Source organism: Grimontia kaedaensis (assembly GCF_023746615.1).
GTDB classification, from domain to species: Bacteria; Pseudomonadota; Gammaproteobacteria; order Enterobacterales; family Vibrionaceae; genus Enterovibrio; species Enterovibrio kaedaensis.
This window is the reverse complement of the sequence record NZ_CP082276.1, coordinates 581,276-599,816: the sequence shown is the minus strand read 5'-3', so window position 1 is coordinate 599,816 and position 18,541 is coordinate 581,276. Positions and strand designations below refer to the sequence as shown.

The 18,541-nt window shown below is 50.3% G+C and carries 13 protein-coding genes; all 13 read right to left on the bottom strand.

Annotated features, from left to right (window positions below; translation table 11 throughout):
• Window positions 1-54 precede the first annotated feature (54 nt).
• A complete protein-coding gene (locus tag K6Q96_RS19520) occupies window positions 55-1,329 on the bottom strand; it encodes a type VI secretion system ImpA family N-terminal domain-containing protein (RefSeq protein WP_251882088.1) in 1,275 nt (424 codons plus the stop codon).
• Between the two features lie 86 nt (window positions 1,330-1,415).
• A complete protein-coding gene (tssM, locus tag K6Q96_RS19515) occupies window positions 1,416-4,961 on the bottom strand; it encodes a type VI secretion system membrane subunit TssM (protein WP_251882086.1) in 3,546 nt (1,181 codons plus the stop codon).
• Between the two features lie 21 nt (window positions 4,962-4,982).
• Complete coding sequence (gene tssA, locus K6Q96_RS19510) at window positions 4,983-6,383, bottom strand: type VI secretion system protein TssA (protein WP_251882084.1); 1,401 nt, start codon at window positions 6,381-6,383, stop codon at window positions 4,983-4,985.
• 11 nt (window positions 6,384-6,394) lie between these two features.
• Complete coding sequence (gene vasI / locus K6Q96_RS19505) at window positions 6,395-7,075, bottom strand: type VI secretion system-associated protein VasI (protein WP_251882082.1); 681 nt, start codon at window positions 7,073-7,075, stop codon at window positions 6,395-6,397.
• A gap of 1 nt (window position 7,076) precedes the next feature.
• Window positions 7,077-8,627: a sigma-54 interaction domain-containing protein gene (locus K6Q96_RS19500; protein WP_251882080.1), complete on the bottom strand. Its 1,551-nt coding sequence runs from the start codon at window positions 8,625-8,627 to the stop codon at window positions 7,077-7,079.
• 3 nt (window positions 8,628-8,630) lie between these two features.
• On the bottom strand, window positions 8,631-11,246 hold the full coding sequence (gene tssH / locus K6Q96_RS19495) for a type VI secretion system ATPase TssH (protein ID WP_251882077.1): 2,616 nt from the start codon (window positions 11,244-11,246) through the stop codon (window positions 8,631-8,633).
• A gap of 11 nt (window positions 11,247-11,257) precedes the next feature.
• Window positions 11,258-12,049: a type IVB secretion system protein IcmH/DotU gene (icmH, locus tag K6Q96_RS19490; RefSeq protein WP_251882075.1), complete on the bottom strand. Its 792-nt coding sequence runs from the start codon at window positions 12,047-12,049 to the stop codon at window positions 11,258-11,260.
• A gap of 3 nt (window positions 12,050-12,052) precedes the next feature.
• Window positions 12,053-13,387, bottom strand: a complete 1,335-nt coding sequence (tssK, locus tag K6Q96_RS19485) for a type VI secretion system baseplate subunit TssK (protein WP_251882073.1) — start codon at window positions 13,385-13,387, stop codon at window positions 12,053-12,055.
• 2 nt (window positions 13,388-13,389) lie between these two features.
• Window positions 13,390-13,863 carry a type VI secretion system lipoprotein TssJ gene (gene tssJ, locus K6Q96_RS19480; RefSeq protein WP_251882070.1) on the bottom strand — a complete coding sequence of 158 codons (474 nt, stop codon included), beginning with the start codon at window positions 13,861-13,863 and terminating at the stop codon, window positions 13,390-13,392.
• Window positions 13,864-13,867: 4 nt separating this feature from the next.
• Window positions 13,868-15,319: a type VI secretion system-associated FHA domain protein TagH gene (gene tagH / locus K6Q96_RS19475; RefSeq protein ID WP_251882068.1), complete on the bottom strand. Its 1,452-nt coding sequence runs from the start codon at window positions 15,317-15,319 to the stop codon at window positions 13,868-13,870.
• Window positions 15,320-15,327: 8 nt separating this feature from the next.
• A complete protein-coding gene (tssG, locus tag K6Q96_RS19470; RefSeq protein ID WP_251882066.1) occupies window positions 15,328-16,371 on the bottom strand; it encodes a type VI secretion system baseplate subunit TssG in 1,044 nt (347 codons plus the stop codon).
• Window positions 16,335-18,101 carry a type VI secretion system baseplate subunit TssF gene (gene tssF / locus K6Q96_RS19465; RefSeq protein WP_251882064.1) on the bottom strand — a complete coding sequence of 589 codons (1,767 nt, stop codon included), beginning with the start codon at window positions 18,099-18,101 and terminating at the stop codon, window positions 16,335-16,337. Before tssF ends, tssG begins: the two co-directional genes overlap by 37 nt.
• Window positions 18,102-18,539, bottom strand: a complete 438-nt coding sequence (gene tssE, locus K6Q96_RS19460) for a type VI secretion system baseplate subunit TssE (protein ID WP_251882062.1) — start codon at window positions 18,537-18,539, stop codon at window positions 18,102-18,104.
• Window positions 18,540-18,541 lie beyond the last annotated feature (2 nt).

Below are 18,541 nucleotides of genomic sequence, written 5' to 3'. Positions count from 1 at the left end.
CTGAGTTTTTAAATCCAACTCACACCTACACAGAATAGGGAGCCAAATGGCTCCCTATTCTTGCTTAACTTCTAATTGCTCACTCTCAAACAACGTCTCTCTCACTAACATCTTTTTCATCACTAATGCTTTCAGTTGCTTATCTAAGACATCTAGCTCCTGTTTCGCCTTTTCAACGTCACCATCACTGATCAGTTTTTCAGCAAAAGAAATTCGGGCGACTAGCGGAGACAAACTAATAGCGTAATTTTCCAACCCTCGAGCGAGAGCTTGAACCTGGTCTGCTCGACCACTTTTGGCATACAAGCTGATATTCGCAGCTCGAGTTCGGGCGGTTTCGAATTTTTCATTTATTGCATCAAATTCTGCAACTAATCCAGACTGCCAGTGTTGAAGTGACTTGGCGACCTGTTCCGCTTCCGGCGTATCAGGGAAAAGGTATTGAAGACTATCGGCATATTCCATACCCGCTGCAAAGTTATCGCCAATATTCGATGCTGTCAGTATCGACACTTTGTCAGCATAACTTGGAAGCAACTGTGCCTGATATTCTTTCAAAGCCTGAGAGCCGTATTCCGCACGGATCGATTGTGCTTCTTCCAAGGAAATGACCTTGGGTTCAGCGCCCGCAATAGTCAGGGTTGAAAGCGGCGTTTCAGCGCTCCCCTGCACTTCCAACAGTCCGTAAAGCGAAGCTGCACCAACAAGCAGACCACTGATAAAAATCATTGCACCGACGTTTTGCTTTTTCACTTCTACCTCAACGGAAGGAGGCGCGATTGCAACACCTTTGCTTTGGCGCTCTAAGCGATCGATATGCTCGAAGATGGTAAAGCCAAGCACGTCCAAATCGTCGACTTTACCTCCGCCATCTTTGGAAAGATTTCTATCTATCGCTTCAAGGGCGCGCTCACAACGGTATAAATCACGAAGCTGGCCGATACTTGGCTGAATCGCGCGAACCTCCTCGCCGATACGTCCAAGCATCCAGCGATAGAGCTCAGCACGTTTAGCATGAGGCATGTTCTCATCGTCAGGCGCACGCAACACCGCCACCTGAAGTTCTAAACCGTTAGCAAAACCGGAAAGGCCCTGCGTTTTCATCGAGGCAACCGTGAAGTAGATGGCAACGAGAAGATCTGCCCCTTCTTCTATTGCCACTTTTTCACAAAGCTCACGAACCTTCGTCCAGTTCGTCGAGCCAGCAAGCGGGTTAAAGCGTCGGTTTATCTCGCTGCGTATTTTCTGGTAGTCAGAAGAGTCCCGCAGTTTTGCGCTATTTTCTGCCAGTTTTACGCCATCGATGTCCGTCAACATCCACTGCGACACTGTGTTTGTCCTTGTTTTTATATCAAGCTACCTATTGTCGGTTGATAAAGGGTCAGTTGACCTTTGGTAGCTTGGTTTTATTGTCGTTAATATAGGGTCCGCGACAGGTTGAATCCTCGGAATATCGACGCCGTAAACGGATTGCTGTCTGCTTCAGAGTGCAGACGGTACATCACGTTTCCACCGTCAATGTTAAAGCGATAATCAACACTGGTTGAGCTTGATCCCACAACCTCGGCCTGTTCCAGCAAGCGGAAAAACGCCCAAGGTCCTCGAATACTGATCCCTCTTGGCGAAGCATTCGCTGCCACAGGAACCAGAGTGACTTTACTGACCGCAGCTTCACGAAGTGTATTTGGCCATACCAATCCTACGTTTTTGCGCGGTCCGTGGCTGTATTGAACATACTGACCATCAATGTTGATGACAGAACGTCTTTTATTTGCGCTCAGCTCAATCGGCTCAAGCGTGAACTCCACATCCAGCACGCCCTTACGATTGAAGAACGCACCTTGAATCGCTCTTGCACGGTCAATTTGATTCAGCACATCCCGGCGGATAAGGGTTTTACCCCCTTCTTCTGAAGTAAATTCACCCGTATCTTCGAGGAACATTCGCAGATTGGTCTCGTAGAAGTTATTCAGAATGCCATTAGGGGCAAAGAAAGCTTCGAAGTCTTCCAGCGCCACATCTTTAGATGAACGTACATTGAACGGATAGCGCGAGGCGAGTTTGCTTTGGAACGGATTGAATACATCCGCCGCCCAGCGAACTTCCAGATAACGAATGGCTTCCTGACGAATCACATACCAGCTCTCATCTGCCAATTTTTTCAGCATGATGTCGTAAGGTTGTGGCATGCCAGACGCAATGCGCTGCAGCACATAAATAGGATCAGAGTTGTTCAGCGAGAGACGCGCTTTGGTCGCGTCCAATGCCGCTTTACCGACATCCGGAGCATCGTTGATTGACTTCATGTAAGCTGTCAATTGGGTGACCGCATCCATCACTTCATCAAGGTAAATCGGTTTACCCGGTTCGGTTTCCGAAAGTCCATTCAATGAGGAGAATTGGTTATCAACCATCGCTGCAACACGATAGCGCGGAGACTTGAGCAATTCTTCTTTTGCTGCGTCGCCTTCAGGCAAGGCCGGGAATAAATCTGTGTTATCCGTGACTTCTTCAAGCAAGCGGTGCAGAGGCTGGTTGTTACCTGTAACACTTTCCAGCACAAGCACTGCGTTGTAGATATCCGGAAAAGATTTCACATCGATATCGTTAGTCGCACGACGCCAGGTATCGGAGTAATCCGCCACATACAGGCTGCGGATCTTATCTCTCAATACGCGCTTATCTTCATCAGAGAAATCTATCGATTCAACCTGCCCCAACACCCAGCTATCTACCAGCGCCAATTCTGAAACAGAGTCTGATTCAGGAATGAAGTAGGTTTCGAAACCTTTCTTGGTCAGGATACGGGGGATATCAAGGTTGTTCGCTTCCGAAACACGCTCGGTAAAGACCACATCAAACACAGGTCCGATGGAGGTTGCCAAATTGACTGGAGAACCTAAAATCGCCGTCGACGCTTGCTTGAGGTTACGATAAACACGTTGCTCGATTGGCATACGGCTCAGTTCGCGCTGAGCGTTGTAAATAAGTCCATCGTATGGCGCCAGCACTCTCTCTGCATCTTCCTGCCCATCAACACGATCACCCACCAGATCGGTATGCTCCATCGCGTAATCCAAGTGCTGCATCAGGCGCTCTTGTGTTTCACGGTCGCCTTCGTACTGTTCTTGCCACTTACTGGCAAAATAATTCTGCACCATGTTCTGATAACGACCATCATCGTCCGTCATCATGCGGAAAACACGCAGCGATCCCAGTTTGTTCTCGTCATCGTCTGCACCAACAACATCTGCAGCTGCCACTTTCATCAAAGCTGGCAAGTAACGATTTTCAAGCAGGCTGAGATACGTGCTTTCGACTTGTGGCCCAATGACATGGCCTTGGTACAAACCTAAATCTGAAATGAACTTCGGTTTTTCACGGAAAAACCCAAACTCCAGTGTTGCCTGACGAATCGTATCCAACGGCGCGAGGATATCGACGCCATTATCGATAATCGCCTCAGATGCATAGTTGTTCTCGTATTCGTTAACCTTGGCTAATACTGCATCCGCCTGTTTAACGTTTTTCAGGTAGTACTTGTGCCAGGAACCGATCAATAGAATTGACGCAATACCACAGGCAACGGCCGACAACATGATCACGCGGCGCTTGGTTTTCGCCACACGGAAGTTATCCGACGCCAAACCTGCTTCCGGATAGATCACTTTGTTGAAAAGGTTCTGCGTGAAGTAAGTGGTCGAGTTTGCAGCGTTTTGTGCCGTATTCACCGCATGGGAAATACCATAGCGGCGAGAGGCAGAATCGATGAACGCATTGGTTGGCACACCCTGTTGATATACAGAGGTGAAATATACCCCACGCACCAGTGCTGAAGTGGAGAACTGATCACTTCCGAACGCATCTTGCAGGAATTGTTTCAACACATCGTGCAGACCTGCCATCTGGCGGCTAAAGCTGTAGATTGCAGTGCGATCTTCACCATCGAAACACTGCATCAAAGCTGTTGGCAGCATCTTGTTAACGCGCTCGACAAACTGCCCGAAGTCTTTATCAAACTCATTTAACCAACTATCAAGATCATCCACGGAATCGAGTGTAAAAGTGAATCCCATGACTTCTTCGCGCTCAGCTTTCGAGTAGTTGCGGAAGAAGGGTTCGAATCCATGAAGCAAGTCGAGCTTAGTCAGCGATACATAAACAGGCAGACGGGTAGACAGGGTTTCCATCAGCTCACGCAGACGGGCACGGATCAGGTTAGCGTGCGCGAGACGCTCAGTCGTCGTGGCAGTGGCAAGCTTCGCCACATCCAGCGCAATCACCACACCGTTTAATGGGCGGCGGCTTCGCGTTTTTTCAAGCCATCTGACGAAGTGGATCCAGAGGCGGCGCTCCATCTCCCCTTCACCATCGCTACTCGTTGCCCGTTGCGTTAGCAGCTCACCATCGGGGTCGATAAGTACTGAGTCATCACCAATCCACCAGTCAAAGGAAAACGGATTTTCACTTTTCGTGCCCGATGCACGCATGACAGATGAGAAAACAAAGTTCTGGCCTGAACGGTTAATTAAGCTGGTTTTACCCGCATTCTCTGGCCCAAGGACCAAATACCAAGGTAAAGCATACAGGTAGTTTCGCTTGTTCAGGCTCTTATGTAGCGCAGTCATCACCTGATTGAGCTCAGCTTCCTGACGCTCTTCATAGCGTTGGATTGGGTCTTCCTGTAGCTGACGTTCCCGCGCCTGATCTGCATGGTAACCTTTGAGTTTTCGCCATTGCAAAAAGCCCCAAGCCGCCAACCAGAAAAGGGAGAAAATTACACTGGTAATAAGGCGAGCTGTAACGGGCTCCAGCGGGTGGCTCTCGTCAATTTTAAGCCACGGACCCGCCCACCATATCGCGACATTGATCAAGACGAAAATGGCCACCAGCAATATAGGTAACGCCGATTTCATGGCGGGTAGCATTTTCAGAAGAAGCGATTTTAACTTGCTGAACATTTGTTTCGATCCCTGCTTAAATTATGACTTCGCAATGTTTTCTAAACGTTGAATCAATGCGGGTTCCCAATCGGTGAGCGAGGTATGGTTGGCCTGCTCTAAAAGTTGGTGGTAGTGCTGATCTGCCATGGCAGAAAGGTTGTGACGCTTCATGACATCTGCTGAGAGCATGCGCCAATAAAACTGGTCTCTGGGTTCTTTGGATGTTGATAGGCCATCATTGAGCATGGCTAACGCCACCGACAGGCCGCCTTCATCTGCGAGGGTGAATGCTTCTTTACGCTTTCCATCCCAATCAGAGGTGGTTGCTGAGCCCGTACTTGAGGTGTCACCTTCATCAAGCCAACGACGTGTTTCTTCGCCGACATAAGGCATGCCGCCTTTGAAGCTAAGCTCGGCCACTGCAGGCACACGCTTCACAAAACTCCGGACTTCCGAAGCGATGGTATCTGCCCACTCTGTGTTGCCGAGTTTGAGCGCGATGCGATAACTGAGAAAATGACCGTCAATCCAGTAAGGTGCGACTGTGAGGCTCTGTTCTACCTTGCGCCAAAGCGCGTGGTCAGCACCTCGGCTAAGTTGATCTTCATACTCTGAAATGCGGTCTGCTGAGACCGGCATAAGCTGTGTTTCACCGTTCGCCTCTGCATCCGGCGCAGAGGTAATAGAGAACCACACGGCAAAGCGACGAAGACGCAGTGCCAATGCAATGCCGCCATCCAACTCAGAGACAAACTCAGCCACTTTCAATAGCGTTTGTTTAACAGCGCGGTCTGAACTACCGTCTATCTCCAGTTTCGGAGAAGGTGCACTGGCTGACGAGGACGCCGTTTCAGAGGGTGTAGACGAAGGTGCCTGTTGAACTTGCGGCTCTGGATTTGCCAGTTTTCGTTTCAGCAAGGAAGCGATATCTAACACACCTTCTGTCGGCAGATCTTTTTCTTCTGCCGCCGCTTCGAGTTCTTTTAGCGCGTTCTCCACGTCTTCTTTCTGATCGACATCGAACATGGAGAAGTCGAGCTTCTCAGCCGCTTTCTCAGTGCGCTGAACAATCTGGTAAAAGAACTTACGACGCGGCAATACGCCACGCGGGCCGGGAGCGGGATAACAAGTCTCCCAGTAGGCTGCGATGAAATCCGCCAGGATAAACACCGATAGAGTGAAACGCTCCGGTGAAGACTGATACTGCAAACACTGCAGAAGATGAGTCAGCAGTTTGAGGTCTTTGGTTTGCGTCTCAATCAGCTTCATCGCACTTTGTTCAGCTTCCCCCCACTGCACTTCTGCGTGAGAAAGTGAGCCGACTTTCATCATTTGTGTTTCAACAAAGTCCAACAGCGCATCGTCAAGCAGACGTTCACCGACCGGGTTTTCTCCGGCAATCGGCTTCGCGACTCTCTCTCGGTAGGTTTGCATATCCATGATTTGCTCCTCTACCAACGACATGTCTGGCGCATGGGTTTGATGCTCTCGCGTAAATCGGCAGTATCAAACGTCAGGTTACCGATCGCCTCCAAATCAGAGCGAAGCACCGCGCGTTGACCGGACATCAAAGCCTTCATCACATCAATAGCTGGAATACCACGACCCGCACGCATGATGTTGCCAGTGTCATCGCTTAACCAACGCTGTGTGACACTGTAACCTGAAGAAGCCATCACTTCCGCTTTGCCCTCAGATGTTGCGGTTGGCAGTATCAACTCAACCCGGCTGATATTGTCGATACAGCTGAACATCAGAATGGGCATTTCATTCTTTTTCTGGTTTCTGTCAGGCAATGCAGTCGCTGTCATCCAAATGCCAGATTTAGGTTCAGCCCGATTGGCATAGCGAAGCGCAAAACCGGTCTCATCTTCATTTCGTTCAGATTCGCTCTGTTTAGCACGTTCCCATGCTTCCGGTTTTTGCACAATGACACTAGCTTCTGGCTGACCAGAAACAGGCGTTTTGAACACCTCATCAAAACACGCCAACCGGTCGAGCCTTGCTGGAATATTCACACACTCTGAGGCGCTTTGAATCAGTGCCTTGTTATCAGTCTCGTTTGCCAGCGTGTTTGCGCTTGAGAGCGCCAGCCCCGCCATTAAACACAAAGAGATTGGTTGGTACGTCATATCAGTCAATCTCCATTTTCAGGCATTTGTGCGCGAGAGTACGTTTGGGTAAACCAAGGCTTTCCGCAGCTTTTGAGCGATCGCCGCCGTAACTGGACAGACGATAGCGAATCACGCTGCTTTCGAAGTTCTGAACAGCAGCCTTGAGGTTGTTGATGTCATCAATATCCACGCCGATATAACTTTCAGAATTCACATCATCAGAATTCGCGGCGACTGGGCTGGTTTGCTGCAACACGCGACCGCTAAAGCTTGAAGGGGTAATTTCTTCACCATTCACCGTTAGCGCACAGGCGTATTCAATGAGGTTTCTCAATTCACGTACGTTCCCAGGAAAGCTATGTCGATTCAGCAAATCCAGCGCGGCATAGCGAATACCTGCAATGTGCACGCCTGCCTGCTTGTTGTATTCAGCAATGAAGTGTTTACAAAGCTCTGGAACATCTTCTTTGCGGATATTCAGCTCTGGCATGAAGACCGGGAACTGATTCAGACGGTAGTAAAGATCTCGACGGAAACTGCCCTCTTCGGCTTTTTCTTCCATCGCCACATGTGTCGCCGCTACCAAGCGGAAATCTGCATTCACTTCGCTGGAAGCGCCCACTGGACGGTAAGTGCGGGTTTCAAGCACACGCAGCAGCTTGGCTTGCAGTGCCAACGGCATGTCACCGATTTCATCAAGGAACAATGTGCCACCCTGCGCATCAGCAATCAGTCCTTGCTTGGCGCGGTCAGCGCCAGAGAATGCACCTTTCGCATGACCAAACAGCTCACTTTCCAGGAGGTTTTCAGGAATCGCCGCGCAGTTGATGGCGATAAACGGCTTTCCTTTGCGGTCTGAAAGTTCATGTACCGCGCGGGCAACCAGTTCTTTACCCGTTCCTGTGTCGCCACAAATCAGCACGTTCAACGAAGATTGCGCCACAGTAACGACTTTCTCTCGCATTTCCTGCATCAGTCGGCTTTCGCCAATCAATACGTTTTTCAGCTCATAAGCTTGTTCGCGCTTCTGCTCATCGTTGCGAATACGCTTGATGGATGAACTCAGCGCTGAAATCTGGCGATGCTCTTCACCCAAATCCTGAATAATCTGGCTTTGGTTAATGAAGATCTCGCAAATGCTTTGCCACTGAGGATCAGCCAGCAAACTGCTCAGTTCATGAGAAGAACCTGTGATAGTCAGAATTGCTTTGGTTTTTCTCGCGCCCGGCGGAAGCGGCATCACCAATACACTTTCACCGCGCTTGCGATGATTCATGAGCTCAACGAAAACCGCATTTTCCTGCCAGTAATTTAACTTGGTTGGATCCAGCAGCATGGCTGATGAGGATTGGAAAACATGCGCAAACGGATGGCTGAAATCGTCCACTTCCCAGTCAAAATGTTGGCCATTACCCTTGGCGCACAGCTTTCTGCCCTGCTGGCAAGGGAGCATGACCCACACATTGCTGATCTGCAGGTTTGATTTCAACGCATCAACAAAGGTGTCCGCGAGCGTTTGCTGATCACGGATACCAGAAAGTGTTGCTGCCAGTGAAAGCCAATCTGCCATTGCTTATTCCACCTCGCTGACAAACTCGCCGTCTTCTGCGGTGAGATAAACGCGCTGCACAGGCTCTCTAGCGGCAAGCTTATTGAGCAAAGCCAGCGATACTGGTGGCAGCAATTGACCTTCGATAATGGCTTCAAGCATGCGGGCGCCATTTTCCGAGCGCGTAGCACGGCGTTGAATTTCGCCCACCAGCGCATCATCAATTTCTGTTTCCGCGTCATAACGCTGGGCAAACACTTTCACTAAGCGGCTTAGCTTGCCTTTGATAATGGCATTGAGCGTATCGCCGCTAAGTGGCAGATAAGGCACAATTTCCATACGCGCCAGCAGTGCTGGTTTAAAGAAAGCGGCCAGCTCTGGATACAGCATTTCTTCCAGTAGTTGCGGTTGTTCTGCGTAATCGACGATGGTCTGATAGCCCAGGTTTGAAGTGAGGAAAAAGACTACATTCTGGCAATCAATCACACGGCCTTCACCGTCCGCCAGTTCGCCTTTGTCAAACGCTTGATAGAAGAGATTCAACACTTCCGGGTGCGCCTTTTCTACTTCATCAAGCAGCACGATGGAGTAAGGCATTTTGCGGATAGCTTCGGTCAAGATGCCGCCCTCGCCATAGCCTACATACCCCGGAGGCGAGCCAATCAGACGTGAAACGGTATGTTTCTCCTGATATTCAGACATGTTAATGGTGGTCAGGAATTGCTTGCCGCCGTAGAGAAGTTCGGCAAGTTGCACCACAGTCTCGGTTTTGCCGACACCACTTGGCCCAGCCAGCAAGAAAGCCCCTTTCGGACGACCTGGACGGCGCAGGTCAGCACGAGCAGTCAATAAGTGACGGTGAATCACTTCCAGCGCAACATCCTGGCCTTTGATTTCATTACCCAGCAGTTCTGGAAGGTGGGTAATACGGCTCAATTCATCAGTGTTCATCTGATCGACAGGAACACCCGTCCAGTCACCAATCACTTCGGCGATCTGCTGCGCATCCACATGTGGATGAACCAAACGCTCAGTGTGTGGAATGGCGTCAAGCTCGGCATAAAAACCGCGTAATTCATTGCGAATGGCTTCGCGATCCTCGTCGCTCAGTGGCTCTTCATCTTCTGATGGCACTGTAAGAATCTGCTGACGCTTTTCAATCACATCAGCAACCAGATCTTTCTGAACACGCCATGCTTCACGCAAAGCCCCCTGCTCTTCGAGATCTTTTGCTTCGTCAGCTTCGAGTGATGCAAGCAGCGCTTCGTCTACGTCATAGCCAAGCTCTGCCTGACGGTTCAACATATCGATTTGGCGTTGACGCTGAATGGTGCGGGTTTCCAACTCTGCCAGACGACGCGGTGGTGAACTCTGGTTAATCGCGATCCGTGCACAGGCGGTGTCTAGCACGTCGATGGCTTTGTCCGGCAATTGACGGCCAGAGACGTAACGCTCGGAAAGCTCCGCCGCTGCCACCAGAGCGTCGTCACTGATCAGCACTTGGTGAGATTTTTCGTAAACGCCATGCAAACCGCGCATGATATCCACTGCTTGCTCGACATTCGGTTCGTCCAGCTTCACCAGTTGGAAGCGACGGCTCAATGCTGGGTCTTTTTCAAAGTACTTTTTGTATTCTTTCCAAGTAGTTGCCGCGACGGTGCGTAGCTCACCACGTGCCAGAGCTGGCTTCAACAGGTTCGCCGCGTCACCGCCACCTTCCTGTGCGCCTGCACCAATCATGGTGTGGGCTTCGTCGATGAAAAGAATGATAGGAACCGGAGAGGTTTTTACCTCATCAATGATTGCTTTCAGGCGTTTTTCGAACTCACCTTTTACAGAAGCACCCGCCTGCAGCAAACCCAAGTCCAAGGACATCAGATCAATGCCTTTCAACGAGTCCGGCACGTTGCCATCAACGATGCGCTGAGCGAGGCCTTCTACAACGGCACTTTTACCGACACCGGCATCACCAACGACAATCGGGTTGTTTTTGCGGCGACGACACAGAATATCGATCATCAGATTAATTTCGTCATCACGGCAAAGCACAGGGTCGAGTTCACCTTGCTTGGCCATTGCCGAGAAGTTGGTACAGAATCTCGCCAGTGCGGTTTCAGCTTCAGCAGGTACTGCTTGTTTTCCTTTGGCCGAATCCACTTTGACCGCTGTTTCAGCGGAGTCTTCTGTCAGTCGCGTGAAATGCTTCTTCATCGTTTCGCGATTGACGCTTTCAAGCTGACGGATAAGGTTCAGCGGCAAATAACGATCCGGGCGGATAAGTGCCGCGAGGAAAATAACACCCGAGCGGATTTCTGAATGACCAAGATCAGTCGAGCCCAGAAGCCACGCATCCTGAAGAAGCTCAACCAGCAGCGGAGAAAAAGAAGGTGTGTTTTCAGGCACAATTTCACGGCTGAGCGCATCGCCAGTCAATTGACGAATGTGCGTATGGTCTACTTCCGCGCTTTTCAGCAACACGCGTACATCGCACAGCGGGTTATCCAACAAAGTGAAAAGCAAATGCTCTACCGTCACTTCCGGATTTTGTCGCTCTATACTCAGCGCCCCCGCTTGCTCCAGCGCCAGTTTGGTCTGCTGGTTAAGTTTGCCAATTAACGTATGTAGTTCTATTCGGATCACGGGTTCACCTGTTACTGAAGAAGTTGATTAAGCTGTTCAAGCACGCTGGATGTTTTATTGCTGAGTGCGATGGAGTACCCCGTAAACACCACCGCAAGCAAAGTGATAAAGCCTGCGAAGATCGTCCACACTGGTACCTGCTTACTCAGGCGGTATTTGGTAGAAACCACGTTATTCGCAGCACTTGTCAGCGAGACTTGTTCGTTGTCATCCAGTTGACGCAACAGTTGGTGAAGCTTTGTGATCACCTTTTCATATTCTTCGCGTCCTTTTTCCATCACCTTGTAACGCCCTTCAAACCCAAGCGTCAGGCAAAGAAAGATGAATTCCAGCAGCGACTTGTAGCGCTCTGGCTCGCTCTCCAGACGGGACAGGATGGTAAAGACTTTTTCACCGCCCCAAGTTTCGTTGTGAAAGCGGGTCAACAAAGAATGCTCTGCCCACACACTGTCTGCGCCCCACGGCGTGCTCATGATGGCTTCATCGACGAAAGAACAAAGCACGTAGCGATATGCGAGGATCACTGCGTGGTCGTAACTTTTTTCTGTCAGCTCCACTTCGATGGCTTTCACTTCTTCTACAGCCTGTTTGTAGATGGTTTCCACGTTGTGGCATTCGGAGAGTTTTCTCACTCGAAGGGCCATTCCCAGTAGGGGGGTCGCTGCATCAATCAGTGGGTTGATGTTGTCGCCGCGCAGCTTGAACCAGTAATCCTGATCCGCGTCGATATTGGTCGCTTCGTCAAACAAAAGGTGGTCGTAATGGCGCTCTTTATCCGGCGCATCGATATACATTTCTGCCATGGCTTAGCTCCTTATTGCCCAGAATTGCAGGTCGAGATCCGGGAAGTTACCGGCGACGTGGAAGGCGAAACCGCTGGCATTGGCCAACATCGCCCAGGCAGCGCTGGTTTTATCCAGCTGGTAATAGGTGTATCCCGCGTGGTACGGCAACTGACGTGGCGCGACCGGCAACGGAGAAACCGGAATACCTGGTAGTTGCAGTGAAATGAGTTCGCGGATTTTTTCCACAGAAGCCACTTTGGTTTGCTGTACAAAAAGCTTGCGAAGCTCTTCCATTGGCATACGGGCGCGTACTGCCAGAATGAAATCGGCATCGCGGACCAGCGAAGGATCCTGAAGCGGTGCCACCATAAGGCCGTACTTGCGTTGATGAAGTTGAATAGAGACTGCACGCGGCTCCAGCACAATGCTGAGAGACTGACGAAGTCTGGTCATCACCGGCTTGAATGAAGAAACCGGCATGTCGTGCTGATAGCTACCAAATTCCGGTGCCATGCGGCTTTCATCGGTGAAGGTTGCCAGCTCACCACACATGGAAGACAAAGCTTCATACAACCTTTCTGGGTGGAGGCTACGCAGTCGCGACAGATGTTGGAGTTGCGGCTGCATGCGATTCAACGATTGAAGCAACATAAAGTCGGAAACATCTGCCACACCACCTTGGCTTGGCGCGCCAATGCGTTGGGAAATGTTCTTTGCACGTTCACGCATCAGTCCCGCCATTTCGCCAATAAAACGATGAAGCACGGACACTGCACCAACGTTCAAGTGGCAAGGTACGAAGCTGTCATCGAGCAACACGCTGCCGTCAGGACGCTTTTCCAGAATGCGGGCAATCGCGATGGAGGCGTAAGCACTGCGGTCTTCTTTTTCCAGCATCAAACGCAGGCAAACCGGACTCACATCAATCGGTGCCATGTCACCTTGGTAAGTGTGAATATCACGTACTTCCTGACTCACAGAAGTGTATCGGCCTGAGCCTGCTCCTTCCGGCCAAGTCACTTCGGTGATTGAGTCACTGCGAAGAGGAATCGCCAAGTAAATCGTTTGGTTCGCCAGTGAGCTGTCAGCCACTTCTAACGCTTCTGGCTGCATGTCTTCCTGCGGAATGCGGAAGACAGTCCCGTCCGGCATCACGCCTGATGCACTATCGAGCGCAATACGACCAAAGCTTAGATACTCAGCGTTCAGCGTCATTTCAGTCAGGCCATAGAGATAGCGGCTGACAGAGCCTACGCGCTCATCCAGCTGATATTCCAAATTGCGCTGTTGCTGTTGAAAATGCTGTGGCTTAACAAAAAGCCCTTCGTTCCAGACAACCCGGTTTCTCGCTGACATTTTTACTCCACTTTATCCAGAACCACTTCGGTACCATCGAAGTACATAAGCAGGTGGTAAACCCGACCGACCGGCAGAACCTTGACGACTTTTTTCCAATCACTGACATCTGGGTCAGAGAAGCGCGCCATCACGGAGATGTAGCGCGTCGCTTCATCGATTTCAAAATGGTCGATAAATTTGAATTGCCCCGGAATCAAAGAGAAATCCCGATGGTCGACATAATTACTTTTCAGCGCGGCTTCAGCATCGCCTGCCAGTTGGTCAAAGCCTGACGCCAGGAACATGGAGTCATCTTCCAGTTCAAAGATCTGCACTTCAATCGGTGTCGCATCGCCACTGATGTTGGGATTGACCTTTTGTGTCGCCACTAAACTGAACGTCACCGTTGTCGGTTGATCTTTTGGCAGCGCTTCATCGCTGCTCGAACAACCAAAAAGCGTGAGTAACAGAAAGCAACCTAGCAGACGTTTCATCGCCTTATACCTCCAGCTGTTTCTCACGAATCTTTCTGTCGTAAGCCTGATCAAAGATTTCCCAGAACAACTTTTCAAAGCCACGCTGACGGTCTGAAGTCAGTTCCTTGTAGTAGTTTTTGTACATATTCCATGCCCATGCATCTGCAGACTCTGGCGACACTTCACCAGGACGGCGATAAGCACTGAATCGGCGCATCAGCACCTCCGGCGAGAATGCACGGAGAATTTGGCCTAGTGCTTCCACGGTGGCGCTTTGCACGGCTTCGTTATGGTGTTGGATGTTAGTCAAGCTTTCGCTGATCGCTGAAGGGGCAGATAGGTGAACCATACTGCGGTCACGATCAAACATGGTTTCAACCGTTTCTTCATAGGGCAGACCAAGGCGAAGTGGGTTGTCTTCAATAGGTTGAAGGTTCTTGTTCATCATGCCAAAGCGGCTTTCTTCGACCTGCTGATGCAACGCTAAAAGGCCACGGATCGCAGATTGTAGGGAAGCGCCCATTTCTTCTGACAGTGCCTGCATTTCAGCCATGTTGCTGCTGTTCCCCGCCTGAACGCCAAGACCACGGAAGATGGGGCCTGTTACCAAGTGATTGCCGTCTTCCGATGATGCCTCGCTGCCATATTCGCCTGATGCAAAACCACTGAATCCGTTTTCGCCATAAGCGTTTTCTGACTTGTCAGCATTTGCGTAGTCACGCCCTACTTCTTGTTCCAGGCGTTCAAGGGTTTTGTCATCCATCAGGGCATCCTCATAGGGTAAAGTCCGTTTCAGCGTGATCGCTGAACTCATTTCGTATTCGCTGTCTGCATGAACGGTTTTCTCTGCGCCATGCCATTCGGTGTCTTTTGCCAGCAGGTAGCTTTCTTTCAACTGCTCAGCAGACATTTCCTGGTGCTCGCTCAATGGGTCATCACCAGAAGAAATTTGGGGAGCCGCAGCGTCAAGTGCTGCCAAGGGGTCATCAATTACCGCGTCATCAGGGTTTTCAACATCACTGTCTTCGCGTTCGGCACCAATCTGCGTCGCGTCTTTTTCCGTCAGGAAAACACTCTCTAGTCCGTGCTGCTTGCCCGAGCCATCTGAGCCAGCAGCGCTTAAGTGAATGCGGATTTGGTAAGGGCCAATCAGGACTATGTCATTGTCTTTCAAACGCGCGGATTTGCCTGCGCCCACGGGAATCGTGGCGCCATTCATGTAGCTCGCGCCGCGAACATCTAGCAGACAAAGCTCGCCATCGATTTCAACGATCTCAGCGTGATGCGGGAACACTCGGCCTTCTCTGTCGATCAGGTTCCATTCATCGGCACCACTAGAACCAATTGAGCCACCTTCATTAGTAAACACGTGCGTTGCGGACAAACCTGCTTCTAGGTTCTGGGTGTTAGTTACCGTGAGTGTTGCCTGCTGCAACCGCGATTCCTGTTCTATCTTGGGATAGTGTTGAGACATATTTCCCTCTACTGCCGAGCCTGAATGCGCACCATCCGCGGTCGGTCTAACTCGCCCGTAAAGGATGACCAACCTAGTGATGCCGGATTTTGCGCTGAAAGACGCATAGGCGGTGCTTGGTCAGGCTTCAAACCAAGTTCCAAATCGAAAGCCATTTGCTCGCGCAGCACGAACTCCACCAGTGTGAGCAAAGGCATGTATTCCTTCCCAGAAGGGAGAAAATCGCGGAAACGCGCTTGTGTGAGTCCATTAATGCAAATCACAAATTTGCCACTGCGATCTGCGACTTTATCGCCAATCACCGTGTCCATACCCAATGCCACATTGGCCATTCCCAGACTCATTTTTTGATCTTGGGGAATATCAACATGACGCAATTCCCATTGGCGGATGGTCACATCTTCCAGATCAAAGCAATGCGCAATGATGCCGCAGACCACTTGAGGGGAACGGCTACGTCCAGCCAACGTGCCGGCGTAAGAGAGCATCTTGCACCAATTAATCGGGGTCTCACCGCGAAGGTCACTGTCAGCCAAACCGACCAGTGCGAAAAGCTGTGCAGAAAAAGCATCTGAAGCATCTTCACGGAAGCGGATGTAGTAGCGATATTTGCGCCAGATTTGGTAAACCAGTGTGATAATTCGGTGGTTGAAGAAATCCAGAAACGGTTTTCTGAGGCCAGTCTCCTCACTCTCTGTCAGTATTTCTTCGAGGAAAAAGCCCGGAAGTGGCGATTGTGCTCCACTCATTCCAAGGAATGTGGTTTCAAGGCGATAGCGGTCACCGTTCACTTCTTCCAGCGCAGTGACATCGCTGGCGGCAAAACCTAGACCAGGGTGGTTGCCGAACAGCAGCTTGCTGGAGGTCGACTTTTCACTTTCCGGATCCAAATCATTGAGGTGGTGCATAAGCTCCACCAACTGGTAGAAGTTGTAGGCTCTGACGTTTTTAGGCAGGCCCGATCTCTTGTTATCGCCCCCGTCCTTTTCATGAAAGTCAGGGGCAACAGTTTCCTCTATATCAGAGGTTGCTGTCCGTTCTGAATGCCCCATGTATACCTTTCCTGATTATCAGCATTGATGATCACCAACTCGTGGAAGGAGTTGATGCTGGCGTAAAGTGAGAAGAATCGGCTAAGTACGGTACCGAAAATGTAAAGCTCGCCCTCAGAGCCAAACGCACTTTGGGTTAAGGTAATTTCTGAACGCAATCCGCGAACCGGAAGGCCACGAATGAGTTTTTCGATCGGCTTGGATTGGATATCTACAATGCCATCCAAACGCTGGCGTGATACACGCTCTGCCTGACGGTCAACCAAGGCGCGGAAGTCATAAGCTCGCAAAACTGAAGAGAGCGCATCCTTGGAGAGTAATGACAGATAGTTAAGCGACAAATTGGAAATCAGCGTCCAAAGTAAGGTGCCATCAAGCATTGGGCGCATGGGCGCAGTCGGTTCGGTCAGGTTGCTGAACTTGGCATACGCGGGCGAAGAATCCGTTGGGATGCTGATATCGCCTTTTCCTAGCTCCAAAGGCAATTGACGGTTTGTGCAGGTCAAACTTAGAGAGATCGCCTCGCTGAAATCCACACACTCGGTCTCATCACTTCGGACGAAAGAGATATGGTGATCAAAGCCATCAGTGTGAACACTGTCTTTCACACGAACGCGGTAGTAGAGCGCTTTTCTATCGCGCGCACGCTCGATTTCATGCTGAAAGCTTTCAAATGGCGTATAGGTGCGAACCTGACCGCGAATGCGTCCTACATTGTTTTCCTGCCAGCCCTGAACCAAATCCACACTGAATATTTCGTAGTGCGAGGCATAACGGCTGGAAGGCGTAATCTTGTATTCAGTGCTTTTCCCGTTGAGATCAATCGGATCCGCATCGTGAGAAAAGAGGTTGATGATCGGCGTGCAGTAAAGCTCAAAACTTTCATCTTTCACGCGGACATCAGGCGGAAGCGTTTTTGAAAAGCTGAATCGCAGTGTAATTTTCCCCTGCGCTTCCTGAGGGACAAACTTGCCAAGATTGGGGACATCGAAAAACAGATAGGCTTCAGGAAACGAGAGATATTCCTGCAAAATGCGGTAACCTTCATAGACGTTTTTCGGATACGGCAAGATGGCATCATCGCTGTCAAAGCCGACGGCTCTGAAACTGTTTTTGGGTAAAGTGACAACTTTGTCGCCAGTCACCACTTCAACTTTATCGAGGTAATGACTCAACCAGAGATAAAGCATTTCAGCGCTGTAGGTTTCACCTCCAAGGAAGAAACGCAGTGAGTTCAAGCCCAGCTGACCCGCCATTTGATCGCCGAGAATCGTCAGCTCAACATCAACCAGCGATGCATCTCGGGTATGAACGGTGGAGACTTTGTCGCGACGCAATGGATAAATATCGACATTACGACAGGTCCTGAAATGACAAACAGTGCCAAACACAGGATTGGCATCAAGTTGTGTGCCTTTCTCGATTTGTTGGGCGTAAGTCAGCGCTTTTTCGTCTGGGGAGAATTGTGCAATGCTGATGCTGGGGACCGGACGAAGATAGTTCGGCCACAGCATATTGATAATCGAGTGAGTGAGTTCAGGAAATTCGTCTTCGACTTTTTCACGCAATCTTCCCGTCAGAAATGCAAAACCCTCAAGTAAACGCTCGACATCCGGGTCGGTATTTCTGCTGTTCAGAAAGCGGGCAAGCTGAGGGTAAACTTCTGTAAACTCCACGCCCTGCTCACGCAAGAACGCCAGCTCATCCCTGAAAAATCGATTCCGTGACACTTAAACTACTCTGTACTTTCGATTGCTATCCAACAGAAGTTCCATTTGCACATTCCTGTGCAAGGCTCCTGCATTGATTGATGCGGTAACTTGAAACCTGAGATTCAGCGGAGAACCGTTGTCCGGTAACACATGGATATCCATGCTCTTTATCCGTGGTTCATAGGTTTCAATGCATCGTCGAATGGCTCGGCGTATCTGCAAAGCCAAGTCATGTGAACTCAGGGACGCGTCGTTGAAATCAACCAACCCAAGATCCGGTGCGCTAAGGGACTCTCCCATTCGCGCATTCAGAAGATTGGTGACATTTCTTTTCAACGACTGCAGAACCTCATCGGTATCTGGTCCCTGAGTGACAGACCGCTTTGGTGCGTCAGTTTCTAACCGTTGGAAGAAGCTGACGCCGTACGCGGAGTCCTCTGCGTCAGGTAAAGCCATGG